We start from the raw sequence: 17,117 nt of genomic DNA on the forward strand, positions 1-17,117 counted from the left end.
GAGTTAAAACCACTCTGAACAAATTGCAACCATACCGAATAAAAAGACGGCTTTTAAATACTTTTTCAAGTAGAACACTTATCGGAAAAATGGGTAGCTTGGTTCCTACTTGCAAACAGATTGTAGCTGGTTTAATCACGCGGTGCATGACCCATGGAATCTGGTGCTCCTTGGTGGTATCTAAATCTTTCCACTGATTTTCCATCGATTACTTTAATGCGCTTCCTGATGTTATTAAATAATTTTTCCTTTTCTGTAGCAGGATATTTATCAATATCATGTCCTAGATAATTATTCCATCCTGATGTCCATTGACTCACATATTTGGAGCCTGCGTTGACACGTTGTTCTACAAAATCGGTAATGTCTACTATGGTGTTTTTGTCGGACACATTGCCTCCATAAAAAAGGAATTCAGGAATAACATGGGCCTCTAATTTGTCTTGTATGATATGTCCTTCATACATCAAAGGCCATTCTGCTGCCCTCACCGCATCAGCAGCTAAATAGGCTGCCGCCCGATGATCACTTTTGTGCCAAACCTGATAATTATATCCAGGATCAAAAGCCATCAATACATCGGGTTTTAGCTTTCTTATATAATAGACCAATTTACCAATAGCTTCTTCTTTATTCGCAAATTCAAGTCTACCATCATCATAGCCCAGATTAATATACCGGTCTTCAGATAAACCAATCTGCTTCATGGCATCAAGTTGTTCAATACGTCTGATCTTGGCAAGATCATCTTTTCCCAGTTTCGGATCCTTTGTTCCCACATTTCCGGTGCTCATGGTTAGGATATATATCTCATTGCCATTTTTGTTGAGCATAGCCAATGTGCCATGTGATTGATGGTCATCGTCAGGATGAGCCCCGATTAAAAGCACTCTCTTCCCTTTCCAGTTTTCAACTGTTTCCTTGGGTTGTGCAAACCCAATTAGTGAGGTAAAAATCAAATAGCCAAAAATTAAGAATCTAGTAGTTTTCATCAGTATACAATTTATGCTTTATATAAATATAAGTATTTTACGCATTTCAATTCTTCCGGATAAAAGTGATCATCAATTCATTTTCGTTTTTGGTGGAAATTGATTCGCTATCCGATATAGGTTTTTTCTTCTTGGGTCATTTTTAAATAATTACGCCATCAATACCAGATGCTTCCATAAGTAGCTCAAAAACTATAATTTAGGAGAACACCAAAATAGATAAAGCTACCGAAGTAGTAGTGGTTAGATTTGTTAACCGATTGTGGAGTAGGAGATTGGCAGCTATAATACGTGATAAGTCCCTATATAGTTCACATGTACATTATAAATATGTTAATGAGTTCTAGCCTTACTCTATATTTTGCCTTATCTGTTTAATTAATAGGTTAGTTTGCTCTTCTAACGGTAAATAGAAATTTGTATTTAGGTTTGTTGACATTACAATGAATAAGTATAGATTGGTTTCAAATTCTGGATTTTCAAGAAAAATAAAATCATTGTTTGGAAATTTACTTGGATCAACATCAATAAGAACGTCCTCAATAATATCCAAATGTCTTCTAAAATTTCCATTGTTTAAAAAAAATTGATGGGTGTAATTCTGTATTTTGATAACACTGTTTTCTTGATTTTTTACAAGTTCCAATTGTGATTGTATTTCAGAAATTGCCTTTCTCAAGGATGGATCAGAAATGATGGATAATTTTCCAGAATTATTTATTTCATCATAGGTTCCTTTGTTGGGCACATACCTAGATACCTACTTGAAAGCATCCACCATATTTTGGGACATTTCTTTCTCGCTTATAATTGGTAATGAAGGACCAGTGAATTTTCCAATTTCTAAAGAACCTTCAATAATTGCAGTATTGGTTTCAATAGTCTTAGTGAGTATCGTGAGATTGGTTTCAAACTCTTGTAAAAGCGAAATCAACAATTGCTGTTCGATAGCCTTATTTTTTTGTTCTTCATTCCAATTATTTATCTGCAATGCAATCAAAATACCAATAACTACCAGTACTATTTCCCCAAAGGCATACAGTAGATATTTGTAGAATTTGTTTTCGGTAAGCAGACGTTGTCTTATACGACGGAAAAATTTAATCATGGGAAGTGGTTAGTTATTCTTCCTAAGAAACTGAATAAAAATAAATGACTTAAAATCAGTCAAATAATATTTAAAATGAAGAATACCACATTATATAGAGTTACAGATGAAGTAAAGGTTGATTATAGTGATTGTTAGAGGTCACGGATCTTTAACTGAAAATTGTCATACATTACCGAGAAATTAATAAATAGTCGTTATGGGATTTATCGCTGGCTTGATTGCATTGTTTTTGGGTTCAATAGTTGGTATAACTATAACGGTTATTTATTCATTAAAAAAAAATAGTAAAGGGAAAGAATTGTCTACTACCAAAATGGTTCTTTCTTCGCTTGGAGTATTTTTTATTTCAACTCTGATTGCCATTCCATCCATATTTTATCTTCTGTTTCTTATGTATAGTCGGGCAGCATAATTTAGTCAGTAGGTTGTAACGTATTTTCTAAAGAACTTTATCATAAAAGTAATAGGTTGGTGGTTTCCCTATCAAGGTACGGAAATATTCAGTTCCTAATTTTTTGTATAATGCATTTGTCAGCTGCGAGATATTTTAAAGGTTACACCTTCGGGTGTATAGCCGAAGCGATGCAATATAGGAGTTTAGATATAGAAGGGTGGTTGGGGAAGATTTATGAGGAGGCCAACAAAATTCTATCCATGACATTTACTGAATTTACTTTCGGTCAAAAGTCTTTGTCCTATATTTTGTAAGAATTTAACCTTTTGAAGAATTTTTTTCAAACTTTTTTTTGACTACCATCTTCATTTCAATTATTGATTGGTAATGCAAATACGATTTCTCCAAAAGCATATTTTTATTACTTGCCTGTCCTATTTTTTAGATAGCATTTGCTGATGTATTGTCTGGATAAATTTAATCGTTTAAAGTAATGATCCAAAGTCGTCTAAACAAGTTAGTAAATCATTAATAACATTATAAGTAATTGGTATACAGTGTTTTAATTAATTTATATTAAGATAGAGGCTATGTTAATAAAGTAGAGTTTAACCCCTGTTTTTAGCGCTTATAATAGTGAATATCAAGGACAATTTGATTTTTTATTACATGCCCTCAATGTTACTGGTTTTCAATCGCTCAGTAGAAAAACCATAGAGGTAAGAAATAGACGTTTCACGCAAGTTAAACCCATTTAGTATTAAATTTATAGTGATTTGTGGTAGGGTTTTTTCTGTACTAATTGTTTTAGAATATATAAGAATTAATCTTAAATCATATTTATAGTTAAAACCCCTATGAAACAAAAATTTAATTACCCCCAAATGAAAAATGAATTTAACCTATTAAACAATTTAAAAATGAAAACCATTCAAAAAATGGCACTAGTTGCTTTAAGTGTTTTTACTGTTGTGTCTTGCAGCAAAAATAATGAGGATACTCTAAATGATTTACCCGTGGGTATCGCCTTAAAGGCAGATGCAAAAGTTAGAGTTGGTGATTTGCCTGTGGAAATTTTAGATTTTGTGGCAAGTGAATATCCTGATTTAACCATAGATGAGGCAGAAGAAGAAGATAATGGTAATTTTGAGGTAAAATTAAGTGATGGTACAGAACTTATTTTTGATGCCAATGGCATCTTTTTAGGCATTGATGATGACAGCCAAGAAAATGGTGATTTCGATGACTCTGAAGTTGCTAAAGAAGACTTATTGCAAGTTATTTTGGACTATATCGAGCTAAATTATCCTGGAGTGGGGATAGATGAAGCAGAACTAGAACATAATGATCAATACGAAGTGGAATTGAATGACGATACTATTTTGATTTTTAATATCACTGGTGATTTCCAGGGTGTTGGTGTCGATGAAAACGACCAAGATGATGATGGAGATTATGACTGGGAAGAAGAAGATGGGAACGATGATGGAGACACTATAGACCCCGCCCAATTACCAGAGATGGCACTGTCGTATTTGAATGAGACCTACCCAAATCTTACCATTGTACATGCGGAAATTGAAGATGAAGGCGATTTTGAAGTAACCATGAGCAATGGGTTGGAAGTTTATTTTGATGCCGAAGGAAATTTCCTTTCTGTGGATGAAGATTAAGATAATTTATATTGTTAAAGAAGGGCTATAGTCCCAAACCACAATAAAATCACCCTGTTGCCTAACTGTTTTTTAGAGTTAGGGAACAGGGTTTTTAATTTGTATTTTGAAGAGTTATAGAAGAAGTAGTGGTTGGTTTAACAATTTACTGAATTATTTAGTCTATAATAATCATGCAATAACATACCTAGTTTGATTTTATACAAGGTATTTGCAGTAGCTCTGATTTTGTATTCCAAAGTTACACATTCGGGTGTTTACCTGAAGCTATACAATACAGAAGTTTCGATAGAGAAGGTTGGTTGGGGTTATAAACTATCCCATCACTTTTCTGAGAGCTTTATCAAAAAGCTTTATTTCTTCTGTTGTACCAGTACTAATTCTTGCCCAATCATTAAATGGTGGAAAAGGTCTTCCTATTAGAACATTTTCTTTTTCCATGGCAGACATCATTTCATTTATCGGTATTCCGGTTTTGAAAAAAACAAAGTTTGTATGTGATTTTTGGTATTCTAAGTTCAAATCATTTAAGGTCTTGTAGATATCATTTTTTGCTTCCACATTTTTAGCAACGCTAAATTTGTAAAACGCATCATCTCTTAATGCTTCTTTAGCAGCTTCAATCGCTAAAACATTTGACATAGCCATAATGTTTTTTTTCAGTCTGGTCGCAATGTCTGGTCGAGCGACTAAGTATCCTATTCGAAGCCCTGCAAGGCCATAAACTTTTGAAAATGTTTTTGAGACTATTACATTCATATTTTCCTTCACCAATTCAATCATTGAAGGGTAATCGGGTTCGGTAATAAAATCGTAATAAGCTTCGTCACTAAAAACCATGGTTCTATTGCTAACGGAGGAGCAGAAATCTCTCAGTTTATTTCTGTCAAGTAATGTGCCTGTAGGATTGTTTGGGTTGCATATGAAAATCAAACCTGTTTTAGAGGTTATTCGTTTCTCCATTTCATCTAAATTATGCCCCATGTTATTATCTACGGGAACTCGATGTACGGTAGCGCCAAAATTCTCGGCATAGGTCATGAGGGACTGAAAAGTAGGGTCAGCAGCAATAATTTCACCGCCGTTAATTCCGTAGGTCAGACCAGCAGCCTTTAAACCTTCTGTAGAACCGCCAGTAATAACAATGTGATCTTTGGTTACACCTTCTTTCTGTGCTATTTGTTCTACTAATGGATGTAGCACCATTGAGGGGTATCTACAAGCAATATCCAATGAATTTTTAATTACCTCTCGTACTGCTTTTGATGGCCCATACGGATTTTCATTAGAATTTAATTTGGCAATTCTTGATTTTTCTAAATAATCAGATTTTTCGGTTGGTATGGCGAAAGCTCCAAATCCACCTAAAAAAGTAAAACCACTAGAAAGTCCAGCAGTTTTAAGCCATTGTCGTCTGTCAATAGTGTTCATATTTGTACCCTTTGGGTAAAAGATACGAAAATTGCCTATAAAAATTTTAATTTGAGGAGCAGATGATGATTACTAATTAAAAATATAACTCCTCATTATTTACATCATCTTCTTGTTTCTTAGGCGCTGTAAAAATATCCTTTAAAATAAAACTTGTTACTATAGTAAGACCTGTGGTTAAAATAGGAATCGAATAATCCCAATTTAATAGGTGCATAATGCCACCAGAAATAATGGTGATTACACCAATGACCATTACAAAGTTCCAAATTATTTCAGTAAGGCTATTTCTTGAATTACCTTCTTTGTCCATAAAGTAAGTAGTGCCCTCCATGGCAAACCATGCAATAAATGTAAGGGCTGTACCGACTTGGAAAATTACGGTGTACGGAAAAGATAGAATGGTTAAAATGCCATTAGTTGACCAAAATAGAACTAAAGCCATTTTTATAATGTCTATAGTAAGTTTTTCTGTCTTCCTAAAAAAACGAAGGGAGTAGAAAACCAGTATTGCGGTAAACGAAATAAAAACTATACCTGCTGAATATGGCCATTGAAGAACCTGCATTAGCATACCTATTAAAAGGGTAGCTAAGGCTGCCCGAATCGGATTTTTAAATGCTTTTTTAGATTTTTCCATGTCTACTTATTTTAATTAATAACTTTTATATTGGCTTTTAGGCCTTCCATAATTCCAATAATATTATTTACGGTTTCGTTTAAATAGTACCGTACAACAATATGGGGAATTCGAATGGTTGTAAATCCATTTTTGAAGGAGTGCATAGCCTCTTCTAAATTGTTAATAGCCTCATGCTCGGTCAGTTTATCATATTTAGAGTCAATTTCAATATTGAGTTTTACACGTGATATGGCGATATCTATAGATTTTTTGCCATCCCACCATTCTAGCATAGAGTTTACACCAGCCTCTTTAAGGGCATAGTATAATTGAATAGCCTCTAAAGAAGTATCGTGTTTGTTGATTAGTTTCTCAATACGTTCATAATGTTTGTTGCAGAGTTCTACACCTGCACTTTCCATAGCATTTTTGTGGTCTATATAATCGAGTTCTTTCTTACATTCTAAACAAATCATTAATAGGTTAAGTTTAAGGTTTGGGGAAATTAATAACCTCGATATTTTAAGATTAGTATGTAACCTCGATGAATGACATCCAACTTTTAGACGAACTGCATTTTTTTAGATTAACGGCATTTTGAAATGTTAAAATTGTGGTGAAATTGATTTTGATGATGGTGAGCTAATTCATATTTAGAGATTATATTTACAAGAATGATAATTTTAATCCATGTTTAAGAAATTAGGACCCGGTGTTCTTGTAGCAGCCGCGTTTATTGGTCCCGGTACAGTTACTGCTTGTACGCTTGCAGGAGTTAACTTTGGCTATAGTTTGCTGTGGGCCATGTTGTTATCGATAATTGCGACCTATGTTCTTCAGGAAATGTCGGCAAGATTAGGTATCATAACTCAAAAAGGATTGGCCGATGTTATAAAACAAGAGTTAAGTAACCCATTGATAAGAAATAGTGTAATCACTCTTATATTTTCTGCTATTATTATAGGTAATGCTTCATATGAAGCAGGTAACATTGGTGGTGCTACCTTAGGAATGGAGGCTCTTTTTGGACTTAGCTATAATAATTTGTATCCAGTTATATTAGGATTGGCAGCATTTTCACTTCTCTTTTTCGGGAATTACAAATCCTTAGAAAAGGTATTTATATTTCTTGTATTAATTATGAGCCTGTCTTTTGTAATGACAGCCGTATTGACACAACCCAATCTTTGGGAATTAGTAAAGGGATTATTTGTGCCATCAATCCCTGAAGATGGTATTTTGACCATTATAGCTTTGGTGGGTACGACGGTAGTGCCCTACAATCTTTTTTTACATGCAGCCTTGGTGAGTGAGAAGTGGAAATCAGAAAAAGATTTAAAACTTGCGAAGAGAGATACATTGGTGTCTATTATTTTAGGCGGGCTCGTATCTATAAGTATAATAATATCTGCGGCAGCTATAAAAAGTACTGAAGTAAATAATGTGTTAGATATGGCAAAAGCATTAGAGCCACTGTATGGTTCTGCAGCTCTCTATTTTATGGGTATAGGTTTATTGTCAGCAGGTATCACTTCTGCTATAACAGCTCCTTTAGCCGCTGCGTACGTTGCGAATAGTTGTTTTGGATGGAAGGCTGAATTTAAGGACGCCAAGTTTCGATTTATTTGGATATTGATTTTAGTCTTAGGGGTAGTTTTTCTATCCTTTGGTATTAAACCTATAGAAATAATAAAATTTGCTCAAATCACGAACGGATTACTTTTACCTATCATCGCTATTTTTTTACTATGGGTAGTTAATAGGGTAGGTGTTATGGGAAAATATAAAAATACCTTAGTGCAAAATTGCATAGGTTTGGCTATTATTCTCCTTTCGATATTATTGGGAGCAAAAAGTATTTTAACCGTGTTAGGATTATTTTAAATGGGAAATAGGTTAATTGATATCAATTGTGATGTTGGTGAAGGTATTGGGAATGAGGCCGATTTGTTTCCAATGATAAGTTCTTGCAATATTTCTTGTGGTGGTCATGCAGGCAATAAAGAATCGATAAGACAATCTATAGAATTAGCGCTTAAATTTAATGTTAGTGTTGGGGCACATCCTTCATATCCTGATAGAGAAAATTTTGGTCGGAATACTATAAGTATATCCGATGCTGATTTAATTAAAAGTATTAGAAATCAAATAAAACTATTCATGACCGAGTGTAATGAACTAGGGGCAACATTTCATCATATTAAACCTCATGGTGCACTTTATAATGATATTGCCAAAAACGAACATTTAGCGAATATATTCCTAACCGCTATTTCACCTTTTAAGAATGTTATTTTGTATGTGCCTAATGGAAGTGTAATTGAAGCTATAGCAAAAGCTAATAATTTCAAAATTATGAAAGAAGCTTTCGCTGATAGAAACTACAATAACGATTTAAGTTTAGTTTCTAGAAAACAGGACAATGCAGTAATAGCAAATGGAAAAGATGTTTTAGAACATATGGTGCTCATGTGTAATGAAAATAAGGTACGAACGGTGAACGGAGAAAAGATTCCCATTCAGGCAGATACTTTTTGTGTTCATGGCGATACCCCAACCGCTTTTCAAATTTTGACGTATATTACAGAGCATTTACTAGAACATAATCTACAAACTAAACCGTGAATTCCCCTGCAATAAATATAAAGCCCTTCGGTGTACATTCTGTTCTTATTGAATGGCCCCATGAAGTAAGCGAACATATTTTAGAAACTATAATAGGTTTTCAAACCTATATAAGATTAAATATGTTTACCGAAAAGGATTGGGAAATGGTACCTTCATACAATTCTCTTTTACTTGTAAATAGAAAAATGACTATTGATTTTGAGAAAATTTCAAAAGATATAAATGTCGGATATTCTAAGTTAAAAGAATCTGAAAAACCAGAACGGTATTTATGGAGATTACCTGTTTCATATGATTTAGAGTTTGGCTTAGACCTTGATGAGGTTGCTAAAAAACTTAATAAGTCGATTCCTGAGATTATTGCAATGCACACTGGTACGACATATACGGTATACGGAATAGGTTTTTTGCCTGGTTTCATGTATTTAGGCGGTTTATTGAAAGACTTAGAAGTACCACGAAAAGCAACACCAAGACTAAAGGTGGTTAAGGGTGCGGTTGGTATTGCAGGAAAACAAGCAGGTATTTACCCACAAGAATCACCTGGAGGATGGAATATTATCGGAAATTGTTCTGTTCCTATTTTTGATGCTTCAAAAGAAAATCCTTGTTTTGTTAATGTTGGTGATAAAATTGAGTTTTATCAAATATCTAGGGCAGAGTATGATCTGCATAAGATAGAGGCCGAAGTTGGTATTTATAAACCTGAAAAAATTAAGTTAAATGCTTAAAGTACTAAAAGCGGGATTCTATACTACGGTTCAAGATTCAGGTAGGTTTCATTTCAGAAATAAGGGTGTTCCAGTTTCTGGTGTAATGGATGAAATGACTGTTTTTAAAGTAAATTCATTATTAGAAAATGAAGTTTCTGCGGCAGTTTTAGAGATTACGATGACCGGGCCAACGCTTATGTTTGAAGAGGAAACGTATATGGCTCTAGGTGGGGCAGAGATGTCAGCAACCTTAAATAATTTACCAATACAGAATTATAAAGTATACCAGATTGAAGTGGGAGATATTCTATCATTCGGCCGATTAGATAAAGGGTTTAGGTCGTATTTAGGAGTTAGAGGAGGATTTACCTCTAAAGAGATACTTGGAAGTAGATCGTTTTACAAACCTATAACCAAAGTGAATAGACTTTGTGACAATGATGTTGTTCCGTTTATTTATAATAAATTGTTTCAACCTAAAATTTCAGAAATTAAAGTTGATTCTTTTTTAGATGACTACAAATTAGAAGTGAGTAAAGGTCCTGAGTTCTATTTGTTGACCGATAGGCATTTAGAAGAGATTTTTTCCAAGTCATTTACGGTTGCTCATGAGAATAATAGAATGGCTTATCAAATTAAAGAGACTATTTCTTCGCATGAAATGTCAATGTTAACATCGGCAACATTACCAGGTACCGTGCAGCTTACACCTGCTGGTAAATTAATAGTATTAATGAAAGATGGACAAACTACAGGTGGTTACCCGAGAATACTTCAGTTATCTGATAAAGCTATTTGTATTTTGGCACAAAAAAGGGGCGGTGATAGGGTGAGTTTTAAGTTGGTGTAATATTTTCAATTCTGGTAAATTATTTTATTTATGTTAGTTGTACATAACTAATAATCTTTTAGTTTAAGATGTCATGTTAATAACACTTTTTTTGTAATTGTATTTTATGTACTATTGTAGTGTGAAATTAGCTTTATTAAATAGCAATGTGGTCATAGTCATTCCTAGTTAGGGATGATATAGCTTTTCATTGTTTAGAAAAACCTGTATCAAATATATTTGATACAGGTTTTTTTATTTTAAAAATAATAATCATAATAGTTTTGAAGTATTGAATATGGTATATAATAGCAGTATAAGAAACTGAAAATCAGATATTTAATTGATTTTTAGATGAAATGAATTTGTACTGTCAATTATTGTTAAAATTTGAAATTTTTATAAACTTTTATCTTTGGTTTAATAGGATTGAGTAAATAAGATAAGCATACTAGAATTATATTATGGAATTGAATAAACATAGTAAAAATGTAACCCAGGATCCAACGCAACCGGCAGCTCAGGCAATGTTATATGCGATAGGTTTAACCGAAGATGATTTAAAAAAACCATTAATTGGTATTGGTAGTACAGGTTTTGAAGGTAACCCTTGTAACATGCACTTAAATGATTTGGCACAAGAGGTTAAGGTTGGTGTAAATGAGAGTGGTTTAGTTGGCCTTGTTTTCAATACTATAGGTGTTAGTGACGGTATTTCTATGGGTACTTATGGCATGCGTTATTCTTTACCTTCTAGAGATATCATTGCCGATTCTATGGAAACTGTTGTTCAAGCAATGAACTATGACGGTTTAGTTACCGTAGTTGGTTGTGATAAAAATATGCCAGGTGCTCTAATGGCTATGATACGATTGAATAGACCTTCTGTATTAGTTTATGGCGGTACTATTGCTTCTGGATGTTATAAGGATAAAAAGTTAGATGTTGTTTCTGCTTTTGAGGCATGGGGTGAGAAGGTAGCGGGTACCATGAATGAAGAGGATTACAAAGGTGTAATCCAAAATGCATGCCCGGGTGCTGGTGCTTGTGGTGGTATGTATACTGCTAATACTATGGCCTCGGCTATTGAAGCATTGGGTATGGCCATGCCTTACAATTCTTCAAATCCTGCAATAGGAAAAGATAAGCAAAATGATGCTATAGAATCTGGTAGGGCCTTAAAAAACTTATTGGAAAAAGATATAAAGCCTAGTGATATTATAACTCGTAAATCATTTGAAAATGCGGTTCGTTTGTTAACCTTATTAGGTGGTTCCACAAATGCAGTTCTGCACTTTTTGGCAATAGCGAAAGCGGCGGATATTGAGTTTACATTAGATGATTTTCAAAAAATAAGTGATACAACACCTTTTTTGGCTGATTTAAAGCCTAGTGGTAAATTTCTTATGGAAGATGTTCACCGTGTAGGTGGCGTACCTGCCGTAATGAAATTTATGCTTGAAAACGGAATGTTACATGGTGATTGTTTAACTGTAACTGGTAAAACAATAGCTGAGAATTTAGCTGATGTTCCTGGTTTACTAGAGCATCAACAAGTAATAAGACCTTTAAGTAATCCAATTAAGGCTACTGGCCATTTAAGAATTCTGTACGGAAACTTGGCGACTGAAGGTTCAGTTGCGAAAATTACAGGTAAGGAAGGCTTGTATTTTTCTGGACCGGCAAAAGTATATAATGACGAATTTTTTGCCAATGCAGGTATTGGTAAAGGAGAAGTTAAAAAAGGTGATGTAGTTGTTATTCGCTATGAAGGGCCAAAAGGCGGACCTGGTATGCCAGAAATGTTGAAGCCAACTGCAGCTATTATGGGTGCCGGACTAGGTAAGGATGTGGCTTTAATAACAGATGGTCGTTTCTCAGGTGGTACACACGGCTTTGTTGTAGGGCATGTATCTCCAGAAGCTCAAGATGGTGGAACTATCGGATTGTTAAAAGATGGTGATATTATTACTATCGATGCAGAGAAAAATGAGATTTCAGTAAATCTAACAGATGATGAAATAACGGCAAGACGAAAAGCTTGGGTTCAACCGGAGTTAAAAGTGAAAAGAGGTAGTTTATATAAATACGCTAGAACGGTATCATCGGCTTCACAAGGCTGTGTTACAGATGAATTTTAGATAGTAAGTAACATACTTTTAATTGAGTACTAGATGCAATATAATGTTGGTAGTTGTAGGTTTTAATGCATTATTTGAATTTGAACATTAATTATGGAAACAGTAAAAGAGAAAAAAACAAATATAGATGCTAAGAAAGCTTTACAGATTTCTGGAGCGGAGGCATTAATTCATTGTTTGTTGGCAGAAGGTGTCGAAACAATGTACGGGTACCCAGGTGGTGCTATTATGCCTGTGTATGATGAATTATATAAATTTCAAGATAAATTAACGCATATACTAACAAGACATGAACAGGGTGCAACACACGCAGCTCAAGGGTACGCGCGTGTTTCAGGTAAAGTAGGTGTTGCAATTGCAACTTCTGGTCCTGGAGCAACCAATTTAGTGACAGGTCTTGCCGATGCGCAAATTGATTCTACCCCAATGGTTTGTATTACGGGGCAAGTTACAAGAGAGTTATTGGGCACTGATGCTTTTCAGGAAACTGATATTATTGGCATTTCAACTCCGGTGACAAAATGGAATTATCAAATTACCGAAGCTTCTGAAATTCCTGAGATAATGGCGAAGGCATTTTATATTGCCAAGTCAGGAAGACCAGGTCCGGTTTTAATAGATATTACCAAGAATGCCCAAATTGAAAAATTTGAGTTTTCGTATAAGAAATGTACGGGTGTACGAAGTTATAAGCCGGTGCCAAAACCAGATATGAGTGCCATTGAGGCTGCAGCAGATTTAATCAATAATGCTAAAAAACCATTTATCGTTTGGGGTCAAGGTGTAATACTTGGTCAAGCTGAAAATGAGCTTAAACAATTGGTTGAAAAAGCTGGTATACCTGCTGCATGGACTATTATGGGTGTTTCTGCTTTAGATTCAGATCATCCTTTAAATGTTGGTATGGTAGGAATGCATGGTAATTATGCGCCTAATTTAATGACCAACGAATGCGATGTTTTGTTGGCTATAGGTATGCGTTTTGATGATCGTGTAACAGGCAGGTTGACAGATTATGCTACACAAGCAAAAGTGATTCATTTTGAGATAGACCCAGCTGAAATCAATAAAAACGTACATGCTGATGTAGCGGTGTTGGGTAATTCTAAAGAAACTTTGGGTTTACTTCTTCCACTTATTAAAGAAAATAAGCACGAGGCTTGGCATAATATTTTCAAAGAAAAATATCAGATAGAATTTGATACGATAATCAACGATGATATTCACCCAACCAAACCTGGTTTGACCATGGGAGAGGTAATTGAGGAAATTAATTTAGCTTCAAATAATAATGCAGTTATTGTTTCTGATGTAGGTCAGCATCAAATGATTGCTTGTAGATATGCTAAATTTTCCCAGACAAAAAGTAATATAACGTCTGGCGGGTTAGGAACAATGGGTTTTGCGCTTCCAGCAGCTATAGGTGCTAAAATGGGTGCCATGGATAGGGAAGTGGTTGCTATTATTGGTGATGGAGGTTATCAAATGACCATTCAAGAGTTAGGGGTTATTTTTCAGCATAAAGTTCCTGTTAAAATTGTTGTTTTGAACAATGATCACTTAGGAATGGTACGTCAATGGCAAGAGCTTTTTTTTGAGAAAAGATATGCATCAACAGTAATGGTGAATCCAGATTTCGTAAAAATTGCCGAAGGATATAGTATTGAGGCAAAACGAATTTCTGAACGTAAAGATTTAAAATCGACTATTCAAGAAATGATTGCTTCGAAAGAACCTTATTTTTTAGAAGTCAAAGTTGAACAAGAAGATAACGTTTTCCCAATGATTCCTTCTGGTGCTTCGGTTTCTGAAATTAGACTGAAATAACCAAAATTATGAACGACGCCAGCATACAAGATATTCCAAAATTACACTCGGAGATAGTTCGTAAATCTGAAGAAATTGGATTTAAGATGCCATCTGATTTATATGTTGGTAGTTTTCTTAAAACACTTATCACTTCGAAACCTAACGGAAGGTTCTTGGAAATAGGGACTGGCATAGGTTTAAGTCTTTCGTGGATGATTGAAGGCATGGATAACAATTCTTATTTAATTTCAGTAGATAATGACAAAGAGTTGACAGACATTGCTGAAACTTATTTTGGAAATGATGGTAGGATCGAATTGATTTGTAAGGATGGTACTCAATGGATAGAGGAATATGCTGGTGAAAAATTTGATTTAATTTTTGCAGATGCATGGCCAGGAAAATATAGTGAAATTGATGAAGTATTAGATTTAGTAAGGGTTGGTGGGTTTTACATCATAGATGATATGACAATGCAACCTAACTGGCCCGAGGGACATGAAGATAATGTTATTGAATTAACAGCGTATTTAGAGAAACGTAATGATTTTCAGTTAACCAAAATGAATTGGTCAACTGGTTTGATCTTGGCAGTAAAGAAATAATAAAAAATTAATAAAACGATCCCATAAAATTCTTTTGCATAAAAGAAAAGGAAAATGGCTTATGGAAAATAAATGGTTTACAATATCGGTATATTCAGAAAACAATGTTGGATTACTGAATAGGATTTCAGGAATATTTTTAAAGAGACATATTAATATAGAGAGTTTAAATGTCTCTAAGTCAGAAATAGACGATGTATCTAAATTTACTATTGTAGTAAATACTACAGAAAAATGGGTACATAACATAGTAGGTCAAATTGAAAAGCAAATTGAAGTGATTAAAGCATTTTATCATACTGATGATGAAACGATTTATCAAGAATCTGCTTTGTTCAAGATAGCATCTGGTCTGCTTTTCGATGAACGTCAGATTCAGAATATTATAAAAGATAATAATGCTCAAATTGTGACTGTTTCAAGAGATTTCTTTGTCATCGCTAAAAGCGGAAGAAGAAATGAAGTTGATGAAATGCATGATCAATTGAAACCTTATGGTATTATGCAATTTGTACGTTCTGGGCGAATTTCTGTAACTAAAGATGTAATGGAAATTTCTGCAATACTTAAAGAATTTTAAAAAACGAATCAATTAAATAATTAATAAAGTAAATATAAAATGGCCAATTATTTTAATACACTATCATTAAGAGATAAATTAACGCAACTGGGGAAATGCCGATTTATGGATTCGTCTGAGTTTGCAGATGGTGTAAACGCTTTAAAAGGCAAAAAAATTGTTATCGTAGGTTGTGGTGCACAAGGACTTAACCAAGGGTTGAATATGAGAGATTCTGGTTTAGATATCGCTTATACACTTCGTGATGCTGCGATAAAAGAAAAAAGACAATCTTTTATTAATGCTACAGAAAACGGTTTTATGGTAGGTACATACCAAGAATTGATTCCTAGTGCAGATGTGGTAATCAATTTAACACCAGATAAACAACATACAGCTGTTGTTGGTGCTGTTATGCCGTTAATGAAAAAAGGTGCTACACTATCTTATTCACATGGTTTTAATATCGTTGAGGAAGGTACTCAAGTTCGTAAAGATCTGACAGTAATTATGGTAGCTCCAAAAAGTCCAGGTTCAGAAGTACGTGAAGAATATAAAAGAGGTTTTGGTGTACCAACATTAATCGCGGTGCATCCAGAGAATGATCCGGAAGGAAAAGGATTAGAGCAAGCTAAAGCATATGCAGCTGGTACAGGCGGTCATAAAGCGGGTGTATTAGAATCTTCATTCGTTGCAGAAGTAAAGTCAGATTTAATGGGTGAGCAAACGATACTTTGTGGTTTGTTACAAACAGGTTCTATTCTTTGTTTTGATAAGATGATTGAAAAAGGGATAGATGCTGGCTACGCGTCGAAATTGATTCAATACGGATGGGAAACAATCACTGAGGGAATGAAGTATGGTGGTATCACGCATATGATGGATCGTCTTTCAAATCCTGCTAAAATAAAAGCATTTGAATTATCAGAAGAATTAAAAGAAATTATGCGTCCGTTGTTTCAAAAACATATGGATGATATTATGACAGGTCATTTTTCTAAAACAATGATGGAAGATTGGGCTAATGATGATAAAAATCTTTTAACATGGAGAGCTGCAACAGGAGAAACTGCTTTTGAAAAAACACCTGCAGGTAATCAAGAAATTACTGAGCAAGAATTTTATGACAATGGGGTATTAATGATTGCAATGGTAAGAGCTGGTGTAGAATTAGCTTTTGAAGCAATGACAGAATCGGGTATTATAGCTGAATCTGCATATTACGAATCGTTGCACGAAACTCCATTAATAGCAAATACAATCGCTCGTAAGAAATTGTTCGAAATGAACCGTGTTATTTCTGATACAGCTGAATATGGTTGTTATCTTTTTGATCACGCATGTAAACCTCTTTTGACAGGTTTTATGAAAAATATAGACACAGATGTCATCGGTACAAACTTCTCTGAAGCAATGGACAATGGCGTTGATAATGCTAAATTAATTGCTGTTAATAAAGCATTACGTGAGCATCCGGTAGAAATCGTTGGTGCACGTTTACGTGAATCAATGACTGCTATGAAACCTATAGTTTAGATTTTTTTAATCTTACGAAGTCATTCTAATTGTCCGGTTGGGTACTTTCGAAAAGTTACAAATCATTCTTGAAT

At 34.3% G+C, this 17,117-nt stretch carries 16 protein-coding genes; 10 read left to right on the top strand and 6 right to left on the bottom strand.

Translation table 11 applies throughout. The features are described 5' to 3' along the window. Positions 1-131: 131 nt before the first annotated feature. The 3 genes from BMY56_RS12920 to BMY56_RS12930 all read right to left on the bottom strand — a co-directional run bounded on the left by BMY56_RS12920 (position 132) and on the right by BMY56_RS12930 (position 2,100). Positions 132-992: a PIG-L deacetylase family protein gene (locus BMY56_RS12920; protein ID WP_091624909.1), complete on the bottom strand. Its 861-nt coding sequence runs from the start codon at positions 990-992 to the stop codon at positions 132-134. 349 nt (positions 993-1,341) lie between these two features. Beyond that, entirely contained in the window at positions 1,342-1,740 is a 399-nt protein-coding gene (locus BMY56_RS12925; RefSeq protein ID WP_091624912.1) for a hypothetical protein, read from the bottom strand. A gap of 12 nt (positions 1,741-1,752) precedes the next feature. After that, positions 1,753-2,100, bottom strand: a complete 348-nt coding sequence (locus BMY56_RS12930; protein WP_091624914.1) for a DUF6090 family protein — start codon at positions 2,098-2,100, stop codon at positions 1,753-1,755. Positions 2,101-3,417: 1,317 nt separating this feature from the next. Between BMY56_RS12930 and BMY56_RS12950 the strand changes: the two genes are divergently transcribed. Further along, the gene (locus tag BMY56_RS12950; protein ID WP_177170970.1) at positions 3,418-4,170 is read left to right on the top strand and encodes a PepSY-like domain-containing protein; all 753 of its coding nucleotides are present in this window, start codon (positions 3,418-3,420) and stop codon (positions 4,168-4,170) included. Between the two features lie 315 nt (positions 4,171-4,485). On the opposite strand, the gene BMY56_RS12955 is transcribed toward BMY56_RS12950, so the two are convergent. The 3 genes from BMY56_RS12955 to BMY56_RS12965 all read right to left on the bottom strand — a co-directional run bounded on the left by BMY56_RS12955 (position 4,486) and on the right by BMY56_RS12965 (position 6,699). Further along, complete coding sequence (locus BMY56_RS12955; protein ID WP_091624927.1) at positions 4,486-5,601, bottom strand: pyridoxal phosphate-dependent aminotransferase; 1,116 nt, start codon at positions 5,599-5,601, stop codon at positions 4,486-4,488. Positions 5,602-5,677: 76 nt separating this feature from the next. Beyond that, on the bottom strand, positions 5,678-6,241 hold the full coding sequence (locus BMY56_RS12960) for a hypothetical protein (RefSeq protein WP_091624930.1): 564 nt from the start codon (positions 6,239-6,241) through the stop codon (positions 5,678-5,680). 11 nt (positions 6,242-6,252) lie between these two features. Next, the gene (locus BMY56_RS12965; RefSeq protein WP_091624932.1) at positions 6,253-6,699 is read right to left on the bottom strand and encodes a hypothetical protein; all 447 of its coding nucleotides are present in this window, start codon (positions 6,697-6,699) and stop codon (positions 6,253-6,255) included. Positions 6,700-6,913: 214 nt separating this feature from the next. Between BMY56_RS12965 and BMY56_RS12970 the strand changes: the two genes are divergently transcribed. The 9 genes from BMY56_RS12970 to ilvC all read left to right on the top strand — a co-directional run bounded on the left by BMY56_RS12970 (position 6,914) and on the right by ilvC (position 17,043). Beyond that, positions 6,914-8,107 carry an Nramp family divalent metal transporter gene (locus BMY56_RS12970; RefSeq protein WP_091624935.1) on the top strand — a complete coding sequence of 398 codons (1,194 nt, stop codon included), beginning with the start codon at positions 6,914-6,916 and terminating at the stop codon, positions 8,105-8,107. Continuing rightward, complete coding sequence (pxpA, locus tag BMY56_RS12975; RefSeq protein WP_091624937.1) at positions 8,108-8,848, top strand: 5-oxoprolinase subunit PxpA; 741 nt, start codon at positions 8,108-8,110, stop codon at positions 8,846-8,848. It abuts the gene before it with no gap. Beyond that, the gene (pxpB, locus tag BMY56_RS12980; RefSeq protein ID WP_091624940.1) at positions 8,845-9,582 is read left to right on the top strand and encodes a 5-oxoprolinase subunit PxpB; all 738 of its coding nucleotides are present in this window, start codon (positions 8,845-8,847) and stop codon (positions 9,580-9,582) included. Before pxpA ends, pxpB begins: the two co-directional genes overlap by 4 nt. Then, positions 9,575-10,414 carry a 5-oxoprolinase subunit C family protein gene (locus BMY56_RS12985; protein ID WP_091624942.1) on the top strand — a complete coding sequence of 280 codons (840 nt, stop codon included), beginning with the start codon at positions 9,575-9,577 and terminating at the stop codon, positions 10,412-10,414. Before pxpB ends, BMY56_RS12985 begins: the two co-directional genes overlap by 8 nt. A 443-nt stretch (positions 10,415-10,857) precedes the next feature. After that, positions 10,858-12,534 carry a dihydroxy-acid dehydratase gene (ilvD, locus tag BMY56_RS12990; protein ID WP_091624945.1) on the top strand — a complete coding sequence of 559 codons (1,677 nt, stop codon included), beginning with the start codon at positions 10,858-10,860 and terminating at the stop codon, positions 12,532-12,534. 93 nt (positions 12,535-12,627) lie between these two features. Then, on the top strand, positions 12,628-14,361 hold the full coding sequence (ilvB, locus tag BMY56_RS12995) for a biosynthetic-type acetolactate synthase large subunit (RefSeq protein WP_091624948.1): 1,734 nt from the start codon (positions 12,628-12,630) through the stop codon (positions 14,359-14,361). An 8-nt stretch (positions 14,362-14,369) separates the two neighbouring features. Further along, a complete protein-coding gene (locus tag BMY56_RS13000; RefSeq protein WP_091624950.1) occupies positions 14,370-14,948 on the top strand; it encodes an O-methyltransferase in 579 nt (192 codons plus the stop codon). A 61-nt stretch (positions 14,949-15,009) separates the two neighbouring features. After that, a complete protein-coding gene (gene ilvN, locus BMY56_RS13005; protein ID WP_091624953.1) occupies positions 15,010-15,528 on the top strand; it encodes an acetolactate synthase small subunit in 519 nt (172 codons plus the stop codon). Positions 15,529-15,567: 39 nt separating this feature from the next. Continuing rightward, positions 15,568-17,043 carry a ketol-acid reductoisomerase gene (gene ilvC / locus BMY56_RS13010; RefSeq protein ID WP_091624955.1) on the top strand — a complete coding sequence of 492 codons (1,476 nt, stop codon included), beginning with the start codon at positions 15,568-15,570 and terminating at the stop codon, positions 17,041-17,043. The last annotated feature ends 74 nt before the right edge of the window (positions 17,044-17,117 follow it).

Source organism: Maribacter orientalis, from assembly GCF_900109345.1.
GTDB lineage: Bacteria > Bacteroidota > Bacteroidia > Flavobacteriales > Flavobacteriaceae > Maribacter > Maribacter orientalis.